Source organism: Shewanella marinintestina, assembly GCF_023283845.1.
GTDB lineage: Bacteria > Pseudomonadota > Gammaproteobacteria > Enterobacterales > Shewanellaceae > Shewanella > Shewanella marinintestina.
The window spans coordinates 77,541-98,634 of record NZ_JAKILC010000020.1 but is presented as its reverse complement, the minus strand read 5'-3'; the positions used below and the strand labels follow the sequence as shown (position 1 = coordinate 98,634).

General features: G+C 41.4%; 18 protein-coding genes and 1 other RNA gene. 8 read left to right on the top strand and 11 right to left on the bottom strand.

The features are described from left to right. Positions 1–105: 105 nt before the first annotated feature. From L2747_RS18425 to L2747_RS18410, 4 genes are all read right to left on the bottom strand, one after another. Positions 106–1,107, bottom strand: coding sequence for a PIN domain-containing protein (locus L2747_RS18425; RefSeq protein WP_249000463.1), 1,002 nt, complete (start codon positions 1,105–1,107; stop codon positions 106–108). Positions 1,108–1,333: 226 nt separating this feature from the next. Then, entirely contained in the window at positions 1,334–2,584 is a 1,251-nt protein-coding gene (locus tag L2747_RS18420; RefSeq protein ID WP_249000462.1) for a site-specific integrase, read from the bottom strand. Between the two features lie 73 nt (positions 2,585–2,657). Then, an RNA gene (gene ffs, locus L2747_RS18415) (signal recognition particle sRNA small type) lies at positions 2,658–2,754 on the bottom strand. 174 nt (positions 2,755–2,928) lie between these two features. After that, positions 2,929–3,234, bottom strand: a complete 306-nt coding sequence (locus tag L2747_RS18410; protein ID WP_249000461.1) for a ComEA family DNA-binding protein — start codon at positions 3,232–3,234, stop codon at positions 2,929–2,931. A 428-nt stretch (positions 3,235–3,662) separates the two neighbouring features. Here L2747_RS18410 and L2747_RS18405 point away from each other — a divergent pair, with 428 nt between their 5' ends. Continuing rightward, complete coding sequence (locus tag L2747_RS18405) at positions 3,663–5,012, top strand: SLC13 family permease (protein WP_428848541.1); 1,350 nt, start codon at positions 3,663–3,665, stop codon at positions 5,010–5,012. 68 nt (positions 5,013–5,080) lie between these two features. Here L2747_RS18405 and L2747_RS18400 read toward each other — a convergent pair whose 3' ends face one another. From L2747_RS18400 to pspA, 6 genes are all read right to left on the bottom strand, one after another. After that, a complete protein-coding gene (locus L2747_RS18400; RefSeq protein WP_249000459.1) occupies positions 5,081–6,262 on the bottom strand; it encodes a trans-sulfuration enzyme family protein in 1,182 nt (393 codons plus the stop codon). 340 nt (positions 6,263–6,602) lie between these two features. Beyond that, on the bottom strand, positions 6,603–7,703 hold the full coding sequence (locus L2747_RS18395; RefSeq protein ID WP_249000458.1) for a TIGR01620 family protein: 1,101 nt from the start codon (positions 7,701–7,703) through the stop codon (positions 6,603–6,605). A 43-nt stretch (positions 7,704–7,746) separates the two neighbouring features. Then, positions 7,747–9,192, bottom strand: coding sequence for a YcjX family GTP-binding protein (locus L2747_RS18390; RefSeq protein ID WP_249000457.1), 1,446 nt, complete (start codon positions 9,190–9,192; stop codon positions 7,747–7,749). Positions 9,193–9,292: 100 nt separating this feature from the next. Beyond that, the gene (gene pspC, locus L2747_RS18385; protein ID WP_249000456.1) at positions 9,293–9,685 is read right to left on the bottom strand and encodes an envelope stress response membrane protein PspC; all 393 of its coding nucleotides are present in this window, start codon (positions 9,683–9,685) and stop codon (positions 9,293–9,295) included. 64 nt (positions 9,686–9,749) lie between these two features. Further along, positions 9,750–9,983, bottom strand: coding sequence for an envelope stress response membrane protein PspB (gene pspB / locus L2747_RS18380; RefSeq protein WP_249000455.1), 234 nt, complete (start codon positions 9,981–9,983; stop codon positions 9,750–9,752). A gap of 21 nt (positions 9,984–10,004) precedes the next feature. Continuing rightward, positions 10,005–10,688: a phage shock protein PspA gene (gene pspA / locus L2747_RS18375; protein ID WP_249000454.1), complete on the bottom strand. Its 684-nt coding sequence runs from the start codon at positions 10,686–10,688 to the stop codon at positions 10,005–10,007. Between the two features lie 175 nt (positions 10,689–10,863). Here pspA and pspF point away from each other — a divergent pair, with 175 nt between their 5' ends. From pspF to fabV, 7 genes are all read left to right on the top strand, one after another. Then, a complete protein-coding gene (pspF, locus tag L2747_RS18370; RefSeq protein WP_249000453.1) occupies positions 10,864–11,940 on the top strand; it encodes a phage shock protein operon transcriptional activator in 1,077 nt (358 codons plus the stop codon). 64 nt (positions 11,941–12,004) lie between these two features. Next, entirely contained in the window at positions 12,005–13,633 is a 1,629-nt protein-coding gene (locus tag L2747_RS18365; protein WP_249000452.1) for an ABC transporter substrate-binding protein, read from the top strand. Next, a complete protein-coding gene (locus tag L2747_RS18360) occupies positions 13,633–14,664 on the top strand; it encodes an ABC transporter permease subunit (protein WP_249000451.1) in 1,032 nt (343 codons plus the stop codon). Before L2747_RS18365 ends, L2747_RS18360 begins: the two co-directional genes overlap by 1 nt. Then, the gene (locus L2747_RS18355; RefSeq protein WP_249000450.1) at positions 14,651–15,541 is read left to right on the top strand and encodes an ABC transporter permease subunit; all 891 of its coding nucleotides are present in this window, start codon (positions 14,651–14,653) and stop codon (positions 15,539–15,541) included. The genes L2747_RS18360 and L2747_RS18355 overlap by 14 nt, the downstream gene beginning before the upstream one ends. A gap of 4 nt (positions 15,542–15,545) precedes the next feature. Continuing rightward, on the top strand, positions 15,546–16,553 hold the full coding sequence (locus L2747_RS18350; protein ID WP_249000449.1) for a peptide ABC transporter ATP-binding protein: 1,008 nt from the start codon (positions 15,546–15,548) through the stop codon (positions 16,551–16,553). Further along, positions 16,534–17,319, top strand: a complete 786-nt coding sequence (locus L2747_RS18345; RefSeq protein ID WP_249000448.1) for a peptide ABC transporter ATP-binding protein — start codon at positions 16,534–16,536, stop codon at positions 17,317–17,319. The genes L2747_RS18350 and L2747_RS18345 overlap by 20 nt, the downstream gene beginning before the upstream one ends. 178 nt (positions 17,320–17,497) lie before the next feature. Further along, on the top strand, positions 17,498–18,700 hold the full coding sequence (gene fabV / locus L2747_RS18340; protein ID WP_249000447.1) for an enoyl-ACP reductase FabV: 1,203 nt from the start codon (positions 17,498–17,500) through the stop codon (positions 18,698–18,700). Between the two features lie 315 nt (positions 18,701–19,015). On the opposite strand, the gene L2747_RS18335 is transcribed toward fabV, so the two are convergent. Next, positions 19,016–20,881 (bottom strand): SurA N-terminal domain-containing protein, encoded by a 1,866-nt coding sequence (locus L2747_RS18335; protein WP_249000446.1) that lies wholly within the window; start codon positions 20,879–20,881, stop codon positions 19,016–19,018. Between the last annotated feature and the right edge of the window lie 213 nt (positions 20,882–21,094).

Below are 21,094 nucleotides of genomic sequence, written 5' to 3'. Positions count from 1 at the left end.
TTCTATAATCCAGTGCGTCGTCATGGTAGTAATAATGGACTGTCTCCTGTGCAGTTCGAAAAGCAGTACTTTGAGAAACAGTTAAGTGTCTAAGAAATTAGGGGCTTACCAGACTCCATCTTCATAAGAGATACTGATATAAGCACTGTAAGTTTCTTTATGCTGAACGATAGACTCATTACGAAGAATAAATACATACTGTTTGTCTTCTGGATCCCAAGGTGAACGATCATAATCAGGGACTGAATAGTGTGCTGTGACCGTGACATCAAACTCAACTTCATATTCAGCATGTTCATTAGATACTTCTTGTAAATTACTTTTTGCAATAGAGACGGAGTCAATTTCAACTGAACTAATAATATCTTCGAAAGGATCAGAATTTTCGTAAGTAAATTCACTATCTCTTAAATAGTCTGTTACTTGTTCAATAACCTGAGCTGCCAAGCCCTCAAATATTTCATCAGCAAATCTAGTTGGCTCCGCTAGTGTCTCATCATGACGAACGACAAGGTCAATCAGTTCATCAACGGACTCAAGTGGAATAAATTTATCTTCCTTTTCAGCAAAAGACAGCATATCCCCATCACAACTGACAATATAAACAGAGTTCTGACGCTCCAAGCTTATGTTTTTGATTGCTTCCAGTGCGAATGCATCAGGAAACTCATGTTTTTTAGACTCTTTTTCAAATGGAGGTTTTGCTTTAAAATAAGCATCAAAGACTATTTTGGGATCAACCGTGTCAATTGATATTAGGTCTACGAGTCCATTTTCAATTAGTGCGATAAACTTATTATGTACAACTTTATAAATTTCATCGGATGAAACATCGGAGAAAATACCATGACAGTCTAGATCTGGGGTGTTTCTAAGAAACATTGCTTCTTTGGTAAGTTTTTTAACTTTATTTGCAGCGTCACTAGCGTTTTTATACAGATGAGCTTCTATTTCTTGCTTTGTTACATCAGTAATCAAAAGATGAATTTTTTCATCTTCAACAAGCTCCTGAAGACGCCCCAATGCATGCTGGCCAAATTGATAGTTTTTCTTTTCATACGCAGAGGTGTCAACAAACACCAAACGAGTCACAAGTTCCGCAGTCATGAACAACTCCAAATAAAAGGTAAGACAATGATTCTAAATGCAATAGTCGCCCAGTTAGGTACTTTCAGCAAGTCCAAATATTGTACGAATGACTCTTTACGTTAAAAACATGAGAAATATATCGAAATTTAAAGGAGTTAAAGAACTAAGCCCACACATAATCTAGAAAATACAAGCACATCAGTTCCAAAAAACAAATACCCCGCCAAAAGCTGAACAACTTGAGCTACTCCCAAGCCAATGCCTTAACTAACTTCAACATGTTCTCTATCTTGTACTCTTTGCCATAGCGGTCAAAGGTTATCGAGCCATGAGAATGACCAAGCAAACCTGCGACCATATCAGAGTTAAACTCTTTATGTTTGAGCTGAGTAGCCACTGCATGACGAATGCCATGTAAGGTGTCTCGCTCCCCCCAACCTAACTTAGGCTTAAAGGTGTAGAACCATTTAGAGACCTGATGTGAATAACCACGAGTCGATATCTTCCTAAGTTCTGGGAATAGTCGTTCGTGGCCGCTAGCCTGTTGCTTATCAACAAACTGAAGGAAGCCCATAGCGATTAACTTAGGGTGAATAGGGATGACACGTTCACTGGTCGCAGTCTTGATAGATTGATCTGGATGTGTCGCTCTAATGTGGATACAGGGGTAACCATCAATAACGGTAAAGTCATCTATATATAGTTGAGCTAACTCCCCTAGCCTCGCGCCAGTATAAGCAGCAAGCCTTGGCAACCATGCACGGTAAGGCATCTTATGCTCGGTGGTCGGTGGGATTTCCCTAAATAGCTGTTTGATTTTGGTCTCGCTCAAAGCATCACGAGCCTTAGAGGCTTTAACCTTTGCCGACACTTTAATACTTAAGCCTACCATCGGATTGCTAGTGCCGTAATGAAGACTTGCCCACTGTAATAATGAAGAGACTCGAGTCAGTCGCTTGTTAACTGTAGAGACTGCAAGGTCAGCTTTAGATGAGAAGTGTCGTTTGTATTCTAATGCCTTAGCCAGTGTGAACTGTTCAAGACGTATATCACCTAGAAGACCAATCATATCTTTATAGGTCTGACGGTTAACCTGTTCACTGTGTAGTGACCAAGCGCCTTGCTTACGTTTCTCTTGGCAAAACTCTTCTACAACTTGGCTGAGTCTTGGGAGCTTAGGATGACTGCTGTTGCTTTGGGTAGTAATAGTGGCGGCAGAAACCTTGGTAGGTCTTACGGCCTCTTGCGTACAGGCTTGAGTATGAACCTTCTCAGTCGTGCCTTGAGTATCACCATCGGCAACACATCTAAGTTGACTTAACACCTGCCAAGACTTACGAACGGCTTCAAGACGGTCTCTAGTCGCTAATGACTTTCTGATTTCACGTTTACCAAGGGAGCTTTGCTGAGCTTCAGGTACGACTATTCGCGCATACCAAATGCCATGACGAGATTGAAATAAATATGGGGGAGTTTTAGATAAACTATTTCTCATCGAGTGTACCACCAAGTGTATCACCTGAGGTCTTTCTGAGATAAGTCTTTGATTAGACTTTAGTTTGGAGGCTCCCCTAGAGCCGCACTCCGGCACATGAGTCACTTGCTGCGGTTGCTCCCTTCCAGGCCTGGCCGAGTTCACAAGTTATCATTGCGGAGGGACCCTAGGGTCACCATCGATTTCTGTTAGAGGCTTGCTCTAAAGAACGGACGCATTATCTATCATGCATCACCAGCAATCAAGTGATTATCGCCTAAGTTTGCCAAGATTGGGTCTAATCGATGATTCTATAAACAAAAGCTCTTAAAAAAGAGCTTTTAACGTAACAAAGAACATTTTATCTACAGGCTTAATCTACTTCGATTTTTCTCTATAAACTTTTCACCAATTCCTTTTACTTCTGTGAGTTGTTCAATAGAGTCAAATTTCCCATTTGCCTTACGGTACTCAACAATGGCTGCCGCCTTGGTTTCACCAATACCCTTTAAAGCGGAAAGCTCGGCAGCCGTCGCACTATTAAGTTTAATTAATTGAGCTTTCTGCACGGTTGTATCAGCATTGACTTTTGCTGGTTTGGTGGCAGATTGAGATGGAAAAGTTGTGAAGATAGATAGCAGTAAAAAAGCCGATAAGATTACTTTATACATAATAACTCCTTTTATTTATCCTTAAATTAATGGCCGCAATCCATTTCCTTGGCCACGATTAAAAGGTAGATCATGCTCTCGAATTTCGCTAGCAGGAGCTTACCATCACATCCATCAGCACACTAAAGCGATCCCGATCACACTTAGGTGATAACAACTAACTTTCAGTAACTTGGGTCCTCAATCTAATTAGTGCTTTTTTGTATAAAAAAATCGAAACAGCAGAACAAAAAACAGTCAAGCCAGTCACAAAAGACAAAATTAAGTGACTTAACACCATAAAATATGCACTCAATCTTGAAAGTTTGCGACGGCAAACTGAATTTTGAACTTGCAGTAAGCTGAACTAAAGTGAGCCATCTAAAATAATAATGGACATTCCAATGTCATTTGAATCTACAAAAGTACCCGATAATGCTGATGGTAAAATGTCAAAACAGCAGAAGAACTTAATTATTCTTGCTGCCGATTTGTTGCTGTTGTTTTTAATGTACAACTTCTTACCTTTCGAAGAAGGAGTGAATACTGGTTTATCCCTTCTCGTGTTTGCTGCGATTTTATGGTTAACGGAAGCCATTCATATCAGTGTCACAGCAATCATGATCCCCATTCTAGCGGTGCTATTTGGTGTATTTGAAACTCAGTCTGCCATGAGTCACTTTGCCAACCCAATTATTTACCTATTCTTTGGTGGTTTTGTATTAGCTGCGGCGCTTAACCACCAAGGAATTGACCGACTTATAGCCCAAAAAGTGCTAACGGTTTCTAAAGGCCGTTTATCTGTAGCCTGTTTAATGCTATTCGGGATCACGGCAGGTCTGTCTATGTGGATCAGTAACACTGCAACAACTGCAATGATGTTACCTTTAGCCCTTGGGATCTTGCATCAAATTGATATTGCAAAACATAAAAACACTTACCTTTTTGTACTACTAGGCATTGCTTATTCGGCAAATATCGGTGGTATTGGAACCTTAGTTGGTAGCCCACCAAATGCCATTGCTGCAGCCCAAGTTGGTTTATCTTTTGCTGACTGGTTAGAGTTTGGTCTTATTACTGTCGCGATTATGCTGCCGATGATGCTAATTGCGCTTTATATGTATTTTAAACCTGACCTTTCAATGATTTGCGAAGTCAAAACAGAACAGCACTCACTGACATTTTCAGGAAAAGTTACCCTACTGATCTTCATCTCGACTGTATGCTGCTGGATCTTCAGTAAACCGATCTCACAGGCCTTAGGTGGAATAGCAAAATTCGATACGATTGTTGCACTCAGTGCGGTAGTACTGTTAGCGGGTCTTGGCCTAGTTAAATGGAAAAAAATAGAAACAACAACTGATTGGGGCGTACTGATCCTTTTTGGTGGTGGCCTAACATTAAGTGCTGTTCTAAAAGCAACCGGCACCAGCGTATTCCTAGCTCATTGGATCACCGATATTTTCGGTAATACTCACATGGCTTTATTTACCTTTGTTGTGATTGCGTTTGTGGTCATGCTAACGGAATTTGCTAGTAATACAGCGAGCGCTGCATTGTTAGTCCCCGTATTTGCTGCAATTGCAGAAGCTCTAGGCCTATCCCCCGTCATGTTATCAGTACTAATTGGTATCGCGGCCTCTTGTGCCTTTATGTTACCAGTAGCAACCCCACCTAATGCGATTGTTTATGGCTCTGGCTACATCAAGCAATCTGAAATGATGCGAGCGGGGGTTATCATTAACTTTATTAGTATGATAGTACTTTACATCATCGCCCATATGTTTTGGGATATTTAGCTTTATTAACATGAGACTAAGAGCCCAGCATTAAACTGGGCTTTTTTATGACATAGCGGATCTTGAGATTAAGTTAATCTATCTAGACCCAAATTTAATGCTTGAATAATATCTTCAGCCGACTCCAAACCAACAGAGATCCGCAATAGACTATCACTGATACCTGCTTGGGTTCGCTCTTCATCGCTATAGGGGGAATGTGTCATTGACGCGGGGTGCTGAATAAGGGACTCAGCATCACCTAAACTAACCGCAATAGAAAAGAGTGATAATTGATTAATGAAGTTAATCGACTCTTCTAACGTTGCATCCAATTCAAAGGCAATGACTCCACCAGCTCTGCGCATTTGCGATCCAAGTAATTTAAACCCATTGTGGCTTTTCAAACCTGGGTAATAAACCTTAGATACCTTAGAGTGTTGCTCTAAATATTCAGCCACTTTTTGTGCATTATCGCAATGCCTTTCTAGACGTACATCGAGTGTTTTTAATCCTCGTAAAATTAGCCAAGCATCATGCGGAGAAATAACCGCTCCGACGTCCTTAAGCACTTCATACTTAATCACTTCCATTTGTTGATTGCTGGCACACACAATACCTGCAATGACATCACCGTGGCCATTTAAGTACTTAGTCGCACTGTGTATAACAATATCAATACCGTGTTTAATTGGTTGTTGGAGTAATGGCGTCATAAAAGTATTGTCGACGACGCTAGTCAAACTGTATTTGTTCGCTATGGCTGCAATCATGTCGAGATCATAAATATCTAGATGCGGATTAACCGGAGTTTCACAAAAAATCACCTTGGTATTTGGTTTAATGGCATATTCAATTGCTGCGCTATCGCTAAAATTAACCAATGTTACCTGTATGCCAAATTTTGCCAACTGAGAGCTCATTAATGAAAATGTGCAACCGTAGACAGCATTCGATGCAACTAAGTGATCACCATGACTCAGATTGGCTAATAAAGCGGCCGAGACAGCCGCCATACCTGATGCTGTAGCGGCCGCAGCTTCACTGCCCTCCAAAGCTGCCAGTTTGCGCTCTAACTCCGCAGTCGTAGGATTACCTAAACGGGTATAGATATAACCTGGTTCGGCTCCCGCAAACCTTGCTCCGCCCTGCTCTGCATTATCAAATACAAAAGTCGCGCTTTGGCACAAAGGACTTACTAAAGCCCCCGCTTCATTTCGCTCATGGCCTGCGTGGATAACTTGTGTTGCCGGTTGCCATTTCTGCTGCATATTTTACCCGCCTTATTGCTAACTAACTTTATAATCGTTGTGAGCGCCAGTTCTGTTTAAATTAGCTTAATAAAGTCAGCCAACACATGTTTAATAGGGAAATGAACAGCAAAGTTTGGCTTAACCTTAGATATCAAACATGAACTAGTCCGATTAAAAATCACACTCGTTGTACACAATTGACAAACAATTAATTGTAAATAATATGTTACAAGTGAGAATTTATGAAGTCAGCTATCGAAGTAAAAACTAAGCAGTCCGGCAGCAGAAATTAAGCGCAGATAAAAAATCCCAATAACGTTAAACGCTATTGGGATACTCTTGAACTCTATTTTTATAACTAACGAGATTGTACGCTTTTATCAGCCTTCATTGTTTTAGATAATACATTCGCTGACAACGCTTTAAGATCGATAAGGAGTTCTTTATGGATCCCTGAGAGTTTAGGTTTAGACTGCTCATTAAACTCTAGAGGCCGACACAATGACATTGCTTGATACCCTAGCCTTGCAGTTAACAATCCACCACCTAAACCTTGACCGAGTCTAGCGGAAAGCTTACCCGACATTTCAACTGACAATAATTGCGTACCTAAGTCAGTGATAATCTCACTAGAACCTGCATAAATAATATTTGCAATGATACTGCGGATCAGCTTTATCCTGCTCCAATAGCCAAGCTCGACTCCGTAACAAGCAGCGATCTTATTAATCATACTTTGATTGCGCCACAATATAATTGCCATATCTAATACAGCAAGTGGGCTCGCGGCTAGCAATAGTGCCGACTCTTGCGCAAAACGGCGAACTATTTTTTTTGCCACTAAATCTCGTTCGATTAACACAATCGAGTCAAATAAAACCAATTTCTCAGCATCATTATGCTCAGATGTAACACTGTCTAGATAACGACTGGTTTGCTTTGTTTGCGGTAGCTTATCGATCACTGAATCAATAAATGGATCGGCTTCGCCCATCTGCATACTTTGTACTAATCGATTACCTATGCTTTGTGTATCTTCAATCTGCTTTAACGATTTTAGCTTACGCCACTCAGCAAAGCTGACTTTACCCGCCCACAGAGTGACCAAGCCAGTCACCCCCGCATAAAGTGAAAATAGCCAAGTACTTTGATTAAAAGCCGCTTGCAGACTCATCACCATTTCAACAAAAACAACCACCGCGATACCTAACAAGCATAACTTGGCAAGTAAACTCTTTTTTCTGTTACCATTCTTGTTTGTATGATCTTGCTCTAACGAGTCAAACCCAGCTAACCGCTCGTCAACAAGCTCCTCTAATTCAGTATCAGAAAAGTTATCTTTTTCTACAAACTCGACCTCATCGTCAAAACGATTGGCAGCCGTAATCTTTAGCTCAACTTGAGATTCACTCTCTTCGAATCTTTGCTGCTTTTTAATGGCACTATCACCTGCTGACATAAATACTCACTTAATTACACTGTCGCGACACGCTGGATAAAAGCTACTGCAATTTATCACCAAGCAAATACTGCAATACATGATCTAAACGAATATGTTCAAAATCCGCACTGCTACGTCGGGATTGTTGGTTTTTCATTGGCGCAAAATTAACAAATTCAAACCCCTGGCTTTTCCAAAAGTCCGCAGAAGGTAAGGATTTAGGGACTTCGCCCGGGTATAGCGTTACAGGAGTCTGCTGCTTAAGTTCGGTGCCGCGCACAACTTCTATCTCACCACCATTTTGCTTAACCATGCCATGAGTCGTCGATTTAATAGCGCTAATAGCCATCGTTTCAACTTCACAACCTTCAAATTTGGCATGTTGCTGACTTTGATGAACTAACTGGGTCAGTAATGACAGTACATTACCTTGTTGGTCTCGAGTAATATGATCGACCTTACTCGCTGCAAACAGTAGTTTATCGATTTTCGGTGAGAATAAGCGTTTTAATAAACTCGACTGACCAAATTGAAAACTTTCCATCACCGCATGTATCGCTGAATTCATATCTTCAAACTGAGCATGCCCGCGATTTAGCGGGGTAAAACAATCAACTAGCAATAACTGCCTATCAAACTTAGCAAAGTAATCATGATAAAAAGGCTTAACCACACGCGCCACGTACTCTTTATAGCGCAGCTTTAAGGTGTGATAGAAACTGTTTGCGGCAGATTGCTCTAACGATTCAAAGCCTATTTCGTCCAGTTCAAGCAACGGGAACAATGCCAAAACAGGTGTACCTTCAAGTTCACCAGGTAACAACAGTCGTCCTGGCTGAGCATAATAAAAGCCATGGTTAGTCACACAATCTTGTAATAGCTTTTGATAACAATCAGCGATTTGCTGCAGTTTTAGCTCATCTGCAGTGGCCGCTAAGTCGACACTCTGCACTAACTGGCTAAATTCTGCGAAATAACTAGAGCGCTCAAATATCGCCTTTCTTTCAACTTGGGTGTTAGACCACTGCTGAAATGACAGTTTTAACATAGGCAAGTCGAGCAACCACTCACCAGGATAATCAACAATATCTAAATAAAGTGTCGCGCTATCGGTAAATTTTGATAATAAGCCTTTTGCCGGACGATACTTAATCGCGAGCCGCAATTCACTAATACTTCGAGTCGATACTGGCCAACTGGCAGGTTCTGCGGTTAAAGATTGTATTGCCGCATCATAATTAAAACTTGGAATTGTTAAGTCTGGTTGCATATCGCGTTTTACGCCATAAAGGCGACCATCGCGAGCAACTTTCCAAAGAGGCAAGTGAGCACTAGTTTCGCTAAGTCCACTATGCAGTAGTTGATTAACCAAGCCGGTGATAAAAGCCGTTTTACCTGCGCCAGCTAAACCCGTTACCGCTAGGCGTAAGTTTTTATCAGTGGTTCTAAGCGCAACAGCTTGAGTATTTTTACTGAGTTTTTTGAGGGAGCGTTTAAGACTTGACATAAAATGAAGTAAAACCCGCTAGAGAAAGTTCTTGGGCAGTATAACCTGCCCCGTCATTGAACTGTAATTTATCGCTTATTTGTGGCTTGAATTCGTGCCACTATAAATTGTTGATTTGACTTTTAAGGTCGTAATTATCAGAAGTGACATGACGTTCAAGATTCTGCAATCTCACTTCAAGTGATCTAAATTGGCTATTTACGTCCCTTAATGCCATTTTAGCTGGCTCACCTGACTGCCATACCTTTTTCTTCAGTCCAATTTCTTTATTTAAGACTTCGTTCTTACCAGTGCCGGGCTTAATATCCAAAATCATCCAAAGTAGCACATAGATGATTAACACAATGCCAGAGCCGCCGAGTAAAAAAATTGAAGCTGCAACGACTCTGACTAACCAAGTTTCAAAATTAAAGTAATCTGCAATCCCTGAACAAACACCTGCAATTTTACCTGATTGAGGAATTCGATATAACGTTCTATTTCCTTCGCTCATCTGCACTTCCTCCTATGAGTTATTTAAATAATGTTGCTTATTAACCGGGGTGGGGATCGTCATCTTAATCATGACGATTTCTCCATTGCGGCGCCTCGCTGTCTAAGATTGCTTCCAGTGTTTCAATACGGTGCGACATCTTGTCTGCTTTAGCAATAAGCTCGTTTAACTGGTTAAACTCTTCTTCTGTAAGTCCTTGGCTAACTTGCCTCTTACTGCGGTAATGAAGTATCAACCATATTGGAGCCACAATGACCATAAAAATAATAATTGGGGCCATCAAAATATCTGCGTCCATAACTCAACTCCTTTTTGGTTTTTACTTTGCTTTAGATTTAGCTTTGCTGTCCTTCATTTTTGCTTTAAGCGCTTCAAGCTCTGCATTTACAGAATCTTCAGCTTCTAAGGCAGCAAATTCATCATCAAGTGGATTCTTATTACCTAGGTCATAGGCGTCAACTTGAGACTCTAACCCCTCAACGCGGCGCTCATATTGCTCAAACTTGCTCATTGCGTTATCTATTTTGCTCGAATCAAGCTGCTTCTTCACTTCTAAGCGAGAAGATGCTGTCTGCTTGCGCATAATAATGGTCTTTTGGCGAGCTTTTGCGTCGGCTAACTTTTCTTGTAGCAAGTTAACTTCTTCTTTAAGGCGTAAAATATGCTCTTCTACCACCACTAACTCAGCTGCTAACGTTTGTGCAAGGTCATTAGCTTTTTGCTTTTCTACTAATGCAGCCTTAGCAAGGTCTTCACGGTCTTTCGACAAGGCTAACTCAGCTTTGCTTTCCCAGTCGTGAACTTGCTCTTGTACTTTAGCGATACGACGGATGATCTCTTTTTTCTCGGCTAGCACTTTAGCTGAGGTTGAACGTACTTCAACAAGAGTATCTTCCATTTCTTGAATGATCAGACGTACCATTTTTTCTGGATCTTCAGCCTTATCAAGTAATGCGCTGATATTCGAGTTAATGATGTCTGCAAAGCGTGAAAAGATTCCCATAATAATTTCCTCTAATTAACGTTGGATTCGATAAATATAATCCACTTTCCGTGCCAAGTTTTATAAACCTATAATATACAACAGCTTAAACAATTATTTAACTTTTACTTTCATTTATAAACTCAGCATCATATTATTATTTTCACCAATTATTAGCGTGAAAGACTAAATAACTGTGAGAAAGCAATTTCAACAAGATAATCTTATCGGACAATCCAATGCACTATTGGAAGTTCTTGAGCATATTTCCCAAGTCGCGCCTTTATCTAAGCCGGTACTAATTATTGGTGAACGTGGAACAGGTAAAGAGCTTATTGCTGAGCGATTACATTACTTGTCAAAACGTTGGGATCAAAGCTTTATCAAACTTAATTGTTCGTCCTTAAGTGAGAATCTACTTGAAAGTGAGCTTTTTGGCCACGACGCAGGAGCTTTTACCGGAGCCAGTAAAAAGCATCAAGGCCGATTTGAACGTGCAGACGGTGGTACCCTATTTTTAGATGAACTTGCTAATACATCGGGGCTCATTCAAGAAAAACTTCTACGAGTGATTGAATATGGCGAGTTCGAACGTGTGGGTGGCAGTAAAACCGTACAAACTGATGTGCGTCTTATTTGCGCCGCAAATGAGGATTTACCCACTTTAGCCGATGCTGGTGAATTTAGAGCTGATTTACTCGACAGACTCGCTTTTGATGTCATTACTTTACCACCATTAAGACACCGTGCTGAAGATATCATGCCATTAGCAGAATACTTTGCTGTGGGTATGGCAAGGCAATTAAAATTGGAATTATTTGAGGGCTTTAGTAGTAGTGCAATCGAGCAGCTTATGGAATACCCATGGCCAGGTAATATTCGAGAACTGAAAAACGTGGTTGAACGCAGTGTATACCGTAACGCTGATACTAATGCAGCGATTGAGCAGATTATTATCGATCCGTTTGCTTCACCTTATCGGCCGACTAAGCGTGTTAAAACTATTGAGCGTCAACAAAAAACTCCTACGGAAACTCCGCTAAATACGGACCTTTCGGAAGAACAGCTACAGGTTTCAAATAGCAATGGGCATTCAAACAGCGTTAACTTCCCTATCGACTTCAAAACACATTGTGAACAAAGTGAAATACAAATACTAAAGCAAGCATTAGAGGCTGGGCAATTTAACCAGAAGAAGACCGCGGATTTACTCGGTTTAAGCTATCACCAATTGCGCGGGATCTTAAAGAAATACAACTTACTGGATAAATAATTGCTGTTAGCTAGCGGGCACTGTTAAAATAGCTATTAACGTTCAGCTCAAAAATGATTGTTAAATGAAACTGCTGTTAAAGAGAATTAAGTTGATCACTGGGATCTCTGCGATTAACTTGTTCCTCATCGCCTGTGGCCCCCAGCAAGTTCCCACTGGTTTAGTCTATTGCTCTGAAGGCAATCCTGAGACTTTTAATCCGCAATTGGTGACCTCTGGTACCACTATTGACGCCACCTCACAGCAGTTATACGACAGTTTAGTCGATTATGACCCTGTATCTGGCGAAATCGTCCCTGCTTTAGCGACCTCATGGGAAACGAATGATGACGGTTTAAGTTATCGTTTTAAATTACGCCCAGATGTACAGTTCCATAAAACGGATTGGTTTAGCCCTACACGTACATTTAACGCCGACGATGTGCTTTTCTCCTTCAATCGTATTATCGATAGCCAAAATAGCTACCATGCTATCTCTAAAACTGGTTACCCATTTTTCCAGAGTATCGGTTTCACCCAACAGGTTGAACGCATTGAAAAGGTAGCGAATGACGAAGTTATCTTCCATCTAAACCAAACGAACGCATCGTTTTTAGCTAATTTGGCGACAGGCTTTTCAGTTATCTTGTCAAAAGAGTATGCCGATAATTTATTAGCAAAGGGCAAACCAGAGCAGCTCGACAGAATGCCTATTGGCACAGGGCCTTTTAAACTGGTTAATTACGTTAAGAATGAATATATTCGTTATCATAGAAACAACAACTTCTGGCGCACCCCACCTGAGTTTGAGCAACTAGTTTTTAATATTACTCCACAAAGTAGTGCTCGATTAACTAAGCTAATTACTGGCGATTGTAGTGTTTCAGCTCTGCCCAAAGCGGGTGAACTACCTGTCATCAAACAACATTCGAACCTTGAGATAGATACCCAGCTTGGATTTAACGTAGCGTTTTGGGCCTTTAATACTAAAAAGAAGCCATTTGATGATGTACGTGTACGCCAAGCCTTAGCGTACGCCGTTGATAAGCAAAATATTCTACGTGCCGTGTACCAGGAGACAGCAATTAAAGCGACCGGTATGTTGCCGCCACAATCTTGGGCCTATCATTACAACAAAAGTAGTTATCACTATAATCCTGAAAAATCACGAGCGTTACTTGCAGATGCTGGCATAAAAGATCTCACTATCGATATCTGGGCTATGCCTGTAGCCCGTATTTATAATCCAAATGCGCTAAAGACCGCCGAGCTAATCCAAGCTGATTTGGCTAATATTGGTGTTAAGGTCAATATTGTCACCTTTGACTGGAGTGTGTTTAACCAAAAGCTAAATAACAATCAATATGACTCGGTATTAATAGGTTGGAATGCCGATAATAGCGATCCTGATAACTTTTTCTCACCAATTATGAGCTGCGCTTCTTTAGCGTCCTCAAGCAATCGCGCACAATGGTGTAATCTAGAAATGGATCGCACATTAGCTAAGGCTAAAGCCACCACTTCAGAGCCAGAACGTAAAATTTTATATCAGCAGGCTGAAGCTCTATTTAACGAGCACGTCCCTATGATGACTTTTGCCCATGCCACACAGCTAACGTTTAAAAGTAAAAATGTGAAACAAACTCAACTCACCCCGTTTGGCGGGATTTCATTTGAAAATGCTAAGACGATAGCGCCTGAAGGAGATTTGTAATGGGTCGCTATTTAGTTCGTCGCTTAAATCTATTTATAGCTACAACTATCGCATTGATTACTGTGCTATTTATCACTACAGGGCATTTCCCTGTCGAAAGACCTTATGCGCTGTCAGGGATAGCGGCACCTACTTCAACACAACTGCAAAATATTACTGATAATTACCAACTAAACGGTAATCAGCTACAGCAGTTTATCGCCTATGCTCAGACCCGTTTAAGTGGTGATTTAGGTCTATCAGTGACTTCACAACGCCCTGTGATTGAGGAATTGACACAAGCTTTACCCGCCTCTTTCGAACTCGCTATAGTTGCCGGACTCATAGCGGTATTATTTGGTGTTCCATTAGGTGTTTTAGCGTCGTTAAGCAAAAACAAGGTCACTCAACACAGTATTATGGCAATAACCTTAACTGGCTATTCCATACCTGTATTTTGGCTAGGTTTGACCTTATCACTTTGGTTTGGCGTTGAATTAGGCTGGTTACCCGTTTCTGGTCGGATTAATTTGCTTTACGAAATAGAACCTGTCACAGGCTTTATGTTGATCGATACTTTACTGTCAGATTCAATCTACCGCGTATCGGCATTTAAAGACGCTGTGTTTCATATCATTTTGCCGTCAATAACATTAGCTGTATTACCTTTTACGGTAGTAGTGCGTATTACTCGTGCTGCCATGTTGACCATCATGGAACAACCTTATATTAAAGCTGCTGAAGCTCGAGGACTCCACACTGGTACAATTGTGCTACGTCATGCATTACCTAACGCACTCATTCCTGTATTAAAAAATATGGGCCTAATGTTAGGCACATTTGCTAGCTACGCTATGATAGTCGAGGTTATATTTTCTCGTCAGGGGGTAGGAAGCTGGCTCGTATCAGGCATTTATCAGCGAGATTACACAGTGATCCAAGGCGGTGTATTGGGCGTTGCGCTCATTATTATCTTCTTTAGTATTTTAATTGAAGTGCTGCATACAGCCTATAATCCGCTTAGTAGGAAAGAAATTTATGCCGCGAATTAGAATCTATCAAGAAGACCATATTCCTTCTCCGATGCAAAAGGTTTGGCAAGCATTTGCCGACAACCCATTTGCATTAATGGGGCTTTGGGCTGTTTTTTGTTTACTCACTTTAGCCTTGTTTGGTCCATGGATTGCGCCGTTTTCGCCAGAGCAACAAGATCCACTAGCTTTGCTGTTACCGCCATCTTGGGATGCGAGTGGTACTGTTGAACATTTTCTTGGCACTGATGATTTAGGTAGAGATATTTTTAGTCGCCTACTCCATGGTGCGCACCTGACATTTGGAATGGCACTTGCCATTGTTCTCGCATCATTACTCGTTGGTTTTATTATCGGCTCGATTTCAGGCATGATGAAAGGACTAAAATCATCAATTTTAAGTCACTTATTAGATGCACTTCTTTCTATCCCATCCTTGCTACTTGCGATCCTTGTTGTAGCCGTTATGGGGCCCGGTTTAGATAATGTATTTTGGGCTGTAGGTATTGCACTAACACCGCAGTTTGTCCGTGCTATCCACCAAGCCGTGCATGAAGAGTTGCAAAAAGACTATGTTACCGCCGCTAAACTCGATGGTGCCAATTCTATTCAGGTATTTTGGTATGTCATTATGCCAAACGTCTGGGAAACCGTCATTATTCAAACTACACTCGCCATTTCTGCTGCTATTTTGGATATTGCTGCACTCGGCTTTTTAAATCTGGGCGCCCAAGCGCCAAGCCCAGAATGGGGAGCTATGGTATCGCAAGGATTGGATAACTTATTGACCGCACCTTGGACTGTTACCATTCCAGGAGTTGCCATATTGTGCAGCGTTTTAGCCATTAATTTAGTTGGTGACGGATTGAGATCGGCGTTATCGCCCATCAGAAATTAATATTATGCCATTACTCGATATTCGTAATCTCACCATTGAACTCGACACCCCACAAGGACGAGTGAAAGCACTTGAGCGCGTTAGCCTGATGATTAACCCTGGTGAGCTACATGGCCTTGTTGGAGAATCTGGCTCAGGACGAACATTACTCGCGCGCGCTATATTAGGGGTGCCAGGCCATAACTGGACAATCACCGCTGACCGTATGATGTGGGATGGGCAGAACCTAATGGATATGTCTGCCAAACAACGCCGTAATTTAATGGGCAGCGAAATTGCAGTTATTTTCCAAGATCCTACAGGTAGTTTAGATCCTGCAATAACGGTAGGCAGCCAGCTTATTGAAGCAATGCCCTTAGACAAAAAGATTGGATTTTGGCGACGCAATAAAGCCCGTAAAGCTATCGCACAAAAGTGGCTTCACAAAGTAGGTATCAAAAACACTGAAGAGGTTATGAGCAGCTATGCTTGGGAGCTTTCAGCTGGTGAATGCCAAAAAGTGATGATAGCTATGGCTATTGCCAACCAGCCAAGGTTGTTAATTGCCGACGAACCTACCGATTCAATGGAATTAAGTACTCAAGCACAAATATTTAGGCTTTTGAGTAAACTCAATCAACTTCATAACGTATCAATTCTATTGATTAGTCATGAGCTAGACACGTTATCTGGCTGGTGCGATCAACTAACTGTGCTCTATTGTGGTCAGGTAATGGAGTCAGGCCCTACGGCTGAAGTATTAGAGCAGCCTTTTCATCCGTACACCAAAGCCCTTTTAGACAATATGCCAGACTATTCTGGCGGTTTAGCTCATAAATCGGTTATGCAGACACTGCCAGGTTCATCACCCGCGTTGCAACATCTGCCGATAGGCTGTCGCCTAGGTCCACGTTGCCCACAGGCGCAAAAACGTTGCGTCAGCAAGCCAAGTCTATGTCATCAAAAAGACCGCTATTTTGCTTGTCATTTCCCTTATAACAGCGAGCCATGTAATGACGACACCCCTTCTTAAAGTTAATGATTTAAGTAAAAGTTACTATGCTGGCTATAAACGTTTTAAGCGTCAGTATAACCATGCTTTGTCTCCAGTTTCCTTTGAACTTAATCAAGGCGAAACATTAGCCATTGTAGGTGAAGCAGGCTCAGGCAAAAGTACCATCGCTCGCATTCTTGTAGGCGCTGAAATTCGAAGTGGCGGTGAAATCTTCTTTGAAGGTGAGGCTTTAGAAAAACAAGACTTAAAGCAACGTTGTCGATTGATCCGGATGATTTTTCAAGATCCAAATACCTCGCTCAACCCACGGTTAACCATTGGCGAGCTGCTAGATGAGCCCCTTAAATTTAATACAAAATTGGATAGCCATGAACGTAAAGCACAAGTTATTGATAAACTAAGAAAAGTGGGGTTATTGCCTGAACACGTAGAGTTTTATCCTCACATGATTTCTGAAGGACAAAAACAACGAGTCGCCGTTGCTAGAGCACTTATGTTAGATCCTAAAATTATTATTGCCGATGAAGCCTTAACAGCCTTAGATCTATCTGTACGCTCACAGATCCTAAACTTATTGCTAGAATTGCAGCAGGATATGGGCTTATCGTATATTTTTGTATCACATAACATGAATATTATTCGTCATGTAAGTGACAAAATAATGGTGCTAAAAAAAGGCGTAATGGTAGAAAAAGCCAATACAGAACAATTATTTAATGCACCACAACACGAATATACTCAAAGATTAATTCAAGAGCAGAGTTTGTTTACTCGTAAAAAGTAACTCTGTTAAACATATTTTTTCGCCTTAAATGAGGTGAAAACCAATATCAAAATGGACAGTCTTGAGCGTGCTAAACTGCTCCTACCACTGATAAAAAAGCCGATTTTCGACAAAAACGAGTGCCATTTGATGTCGGTTTAATTATCCTAGAGACAATTTTTTAAGAGAATCAAAAAATATGATCATCAAACCTAGAATCCGTGGTTTTATTTGTACTACGACCCATCCTGTTGGCTGCGAAGCTAACGTCCTTGAGCAAATTAACTTTACCAAGGCAAAAGGCAAAATTGCTAACGGCCCAAAAAAAGTCTTAGTTGTTGGTTCTTCAAGCGGATATGGTCTTTCTTCACGTATCACCGCAGCTTTTGGCAGCGATGCAGCCACGTTAGGTGTGTTTTTTGAAAAGCCAAGTACTGAAACTAAACCAGGTACTGCTGGTTGGTACAACTCAGCGGCTTTTGACAAGTTTGCTAAAGCGGAAGGCCTTTACTCTAAAAGCATTAACTGTGATGCATTTAGCCATGAAGCTAAACAAAAAGCGATTGAGCTTATCAAACAAGACCTAGGTCAAATTGATATGGTGGTTTACTCACTTGCCTCTCCAGTACGTAAAATGCCTGATAGCGGCGAGCTTATTCGCTCATCATTAAAGCCTATTGGCGAAACCTACACCGCTACGGCTGTAGATACCAATAAAGACCTAATCATTGAAGCAAGCGTAGAGCCAGCTTCTGAGCAAGAGATTGCTGATACTGTCACCGTGATGGGTGGAGAAGATTGGGAGCTATGGATGCAAGCTCTATCAGAAGCCGGTGTTCTTGCTGACAACTGCAAAACGGTTGCTTACAGCTACATTGGTACAGAGCTAACTTGGCCTATCTATTGGCACGGCGCACTAGGCAAAGCCAAAATGGATCTTGACCGGGCTGCTCACGCTCTTGATGCAAAGCTTTCGGCAACGGGTGGCAGTTCAAACGTTGCGGTACTAAAGAGTGTTGTTACTCAAGCAAGCTCTGCTATTCCTGTAATGCCGCTATACATCGCAATGGTATTTAAGAAGATGCGTGCAGAAGGGCTACATGAAGGCTGTATAGAGCAGATTAGCCGTATGTTCAATGAGCGCCTATTCAAAGCTGATGGCACTAAGGCTGACGTTGATGAGTCAAACCGTCTGCGTTTGGATGACTGGGAACTTCGTGAAGAGATCCAGCAGCATTGCCGTGATATGTGGCCACAAGTGACGACTGAAAACCTAGCTGAACTGACTGATTACCGTGAATATAAGGAAGAATTCCTTAAACTATTCGGTTTCGGTGTAGAAGGTATTGATTACGAAGCAGACGTTAACCCACACGTTGAGTTTGACGTAGTTTCAATCTAATCATAGTAGCTACAAGAGCTAACCATAAAACGCTGTAATCATTGATTACAGCGTTTTTTATTTCCGCTATAAAAAACGCCTTTCCCTTCGAATGCCCTGTATAAACACATAACAAGACCTTCTCCGCCCCAAAGAAGGATCACTCGAGTCTTTGCCTTCATTAATGAGAACTCTATCCACTTTAGTGTATTAAGCTAACTTTCTGAGCAATAGTTAAATCATGCCTAATTTAAGACATAAAAAAACCGGCTTTATTAGCCGGTTTTTAATGCCTAGTTAAAAAGCTAGACGCTATTTATTCAGTAATGCTCACTGCTATTCAGCTACAGGGTAAAGCACTTCCCCCTTAGCTTTTAGAGAAGCGATTACCGCACGATAGTCATTCTCACTGTACTGAGAGCTTAAGCGTTGCTTTAGAGAATCTAGTAGAGCGGCGTCAACGCCATCAGCTGCATTAACTTGCTTTAGAACAACAACTGCATAGCCATTCGCAAGCGCTACAGTATCTACTGATGGCTTATCAGTAGGCTGTGCCATTGCAAATGCTTTATTAACAATTGCACCATCAATATTCTGGGCAAAACGTGCCAGCTTATCTTCAGTGGTAAAGTCAGCAGTAATACCAGATGCTTCAACAGCAGTCATCGCGTCTTGAGCTTGCTTACGAGCAGCTTCATTTGCTTGCTCTTGCTTTAGACGGTTAGCAATCGCATTACGCACATCAGCTAAATCCATTGTACCAGCCTCTTTATGGCTGTTAACACGGATAACTACAACATGGTTTGGCGCAACTTCAAGTACATCACTATTCATGCCATCAACTAACACATTTGTTGAGAACGCTTCTTTAAGCAGATCTGGCTTGCTAAATAGCTCTGGTGCATTATTACGCGTGAACTCTGGTGTTGTTTTAACGTCAACATCTAAGTCTTTAGCCGCTTCGACTAAAGTATCAGGAACTTCATAGCTAGTATCAGCAAGAATTTGCTGTAGTTCGTAGAACTTATCTACTGCGGCTTTATCTTGAAGCTGAGCAATAATCTTCTCTTTGACATCAGCAAATGGTGCTTGAGCACCAGCTTGAATATCAAGTGCTTTAATGATGTGGTAACCGAAGTTAGTTTTGACAACGTTTGAGTATTCACCTTTGTTTAGGGCAAACAATGCTGTATCAAACTCAGGCTCCATAACACCCGCTTCGAACCAGTCAAGTTGACCGCCTTGTTCGCCGCTGAACGTGTCTTCAGAATCTGTTTTTGCAAGTTCAGCAAAATCAGCGCCTTCTTGAAGTTGCTTATAAATAGCCTCGGCCTTCGCTTTAGATGCATCTTCATCATCACCTAACTGGACTAAGATATGCGCCGCTAAACGCTTTTCAGCTTGGGTGTAGTTGGCTTTATGCTCGTCATAATAAGCTTGTGCATCTGCATCAGTTACTTTGATGTCTTTCGCTAACTCTTTAGCGTCAAGCTCAATGTAATCAAGGCTAACGACTTCTGGGCGCACAAACTGTGCAAGGTTAGCATTGTAATAAGTTTGGATCTGCTCATCAGTGACACTGATGTCTGCAAGGAATGGAGTCGCATCAATGATTTTATAACCGATATCACGAGTCTGCCCTTGAAGATCCGCTACATATTGAGCTTCACCTGGTAGAACAAACTCTGAACCAACTAAGGTCGCTACAAGCTGACGTCGAGTCATATCAGTGCGCATCATATCGCGGAAAGTGTTTGCTTGATAACCTAACTGACGCAAAATAGCTTGGTAGCGATCGTTATCAAATACACCATCAGTTTGGAATGCAGGCTCAGTCATGATAGCGGCTTTGATCTGCTCGTCAGAAACACGAAGGCCTAACTCGGCAGCATTTTGATCAAGCAACTTTTCAGCAACTAAACGCTCTAATACGCTCTGCTTTACGCTTTGCATATAGTTGTCATCAGCTGACAAAGTCGCAAACATATCACCTAACTGTTGCTCTAAACGACCACGTTCATTTTGATATGCTTGTTCTAAAGCTGAGTTGCTGATCTCTTCACCATTTACGGTAGCAGCAGCAACCTCAGTTGAAGAACCTAAATAACTACTTACACCCGTAAATGCAAAAGAAAGTATCACAAGGATTAAAATACTTTTTGCAATGACGCCTTGTGAGCCTTCGCGAATCTTTTCTAACATCAGACTTCTCGCTTGTTGCGATTAATAAAATAAAAAGGCGCATCACTGTTTGATGCGCCTTTTTGTAATTTAAAGGAGAAGAAAAAATACTTCAAACTCCTGCTGGCAAAATTAAGGGGTAACTTAACTTGTGCCTTTTCTATTTGTAAAAAGCACTGCTAAACAGTGCTTTTCTACAATAGCCTTACAAAAGGCTGCATTGCTAACTTTATA

Coding starts and splice junctions, on each gene's coding strand:
- L2747_RS18405 (WP_428848541.1), top strand. CDS start 3,663: ATGTCAAAACAGCAGAAGAACTTAATTATTCTTGCTGCCGATTTGTTG.
- L2747_RS18390 (WP_249000457.1), bottom strand. CDS start 9,192: ATGTCAAGTCTTAAACGCTCCCTCAAAAAACTCAGTAAAAATACTCAA.
- L2747_RS18355 (WP_249000450.1), top strand. CDS start 14,651: ATGCCGCGAATTAGAATCTATCAAGAAGACCATATTCCTTCTCCGATG.
- L2747_RS18395 (WP_249000458.1), bottom strand. CDS start 7,703: ATGTCAGCAGGTGATAGTGCCATTAAAAAGCAGCAAAGATTCGAAGAG.
- L2747_RS18350 (WP_249000449.1), top strand. CDS start 15,546: ATGCCATTACTCGATATTCGTAATCTCACCATTGAACTCGACACCCCA.
- fabV (WP_249000447.1), top strand. CDS start 17,498: ATGATCATCAAACCTAGAATCCGTGGTTTTATTTGTACTACGACCCAT.
- L2747_RS18335 (WP_249000446.1), bottom strand. CDS start 20,881: ATGTTAGAAAAGATTCGCGAAGGCTCACAAGGCGTCATTGCAAAAAGT.
- pspB (WP_249000455.1), bottom strand. CDS start 9,983: ATGGACGCAGATATTTTGATGGCCCCAATTATTATTTTTATGGTCATT.
- L2747_RS18420 (WP_249000462.1), bottom strand. CDS start 2,584: ATGAGAAATAGTTTATCTAAAACTCCCCCATATTTATTTCAATCTCGT.
- pspC (WP_249000456.1), bottom strand. CDS start 9,685: ATGAGCGAAGGAAATAGAACGTTATATCGAATTCCTCAATCAGGTAAA.
- L2747_RS18365 (WP_249000452.1), top strand. CDS start 12,005: ATGAAACTGCTGTTAAAGAGAATTAAGTTGATCACTGGGATCTCTGCG.
- pspA (WP_249000454.1), bottom strand. CDS start 10,688: ATGGGAATCTTTTCACGCTTTGCAGACATCATTAACTCGAATATCAGC.
- L2747_RS18345 (WP_249000448.1), top strand. CDS start 16,534: ATGACGACACCCCTTCTTAAAGTTAATGATTTAAGTAAAAGTTACTAT.
- L2747_RS18410 (WP_249000461.1), bottom strand. CDS start 3,234: ATGTATAAAGTAATCTTATCGGCTTTTTTACTGCTATCTATCTTCACA.
- L2747_RS18425 (WP_249000463.1), bottom strand. CDS start 1,107: ATGACTGCGGAACTTGTGACTCGTTTGGTGTTTGTTGACACCTCTGCG.
- L2747_RS18360 (WP_249000451.1), top strand. CDS start 13,633: ATGGGTCGCTATTTAGTTCGTCGCTTAAATCTATTTATAGCTACAACT.
- L2747_RS18400 (WP_249000459.1), bottom strand. CDS start 6,262: ATGCAGCAGAAATGGCAACCGGCAACACAAGTTATCCACGCAGGCCAT.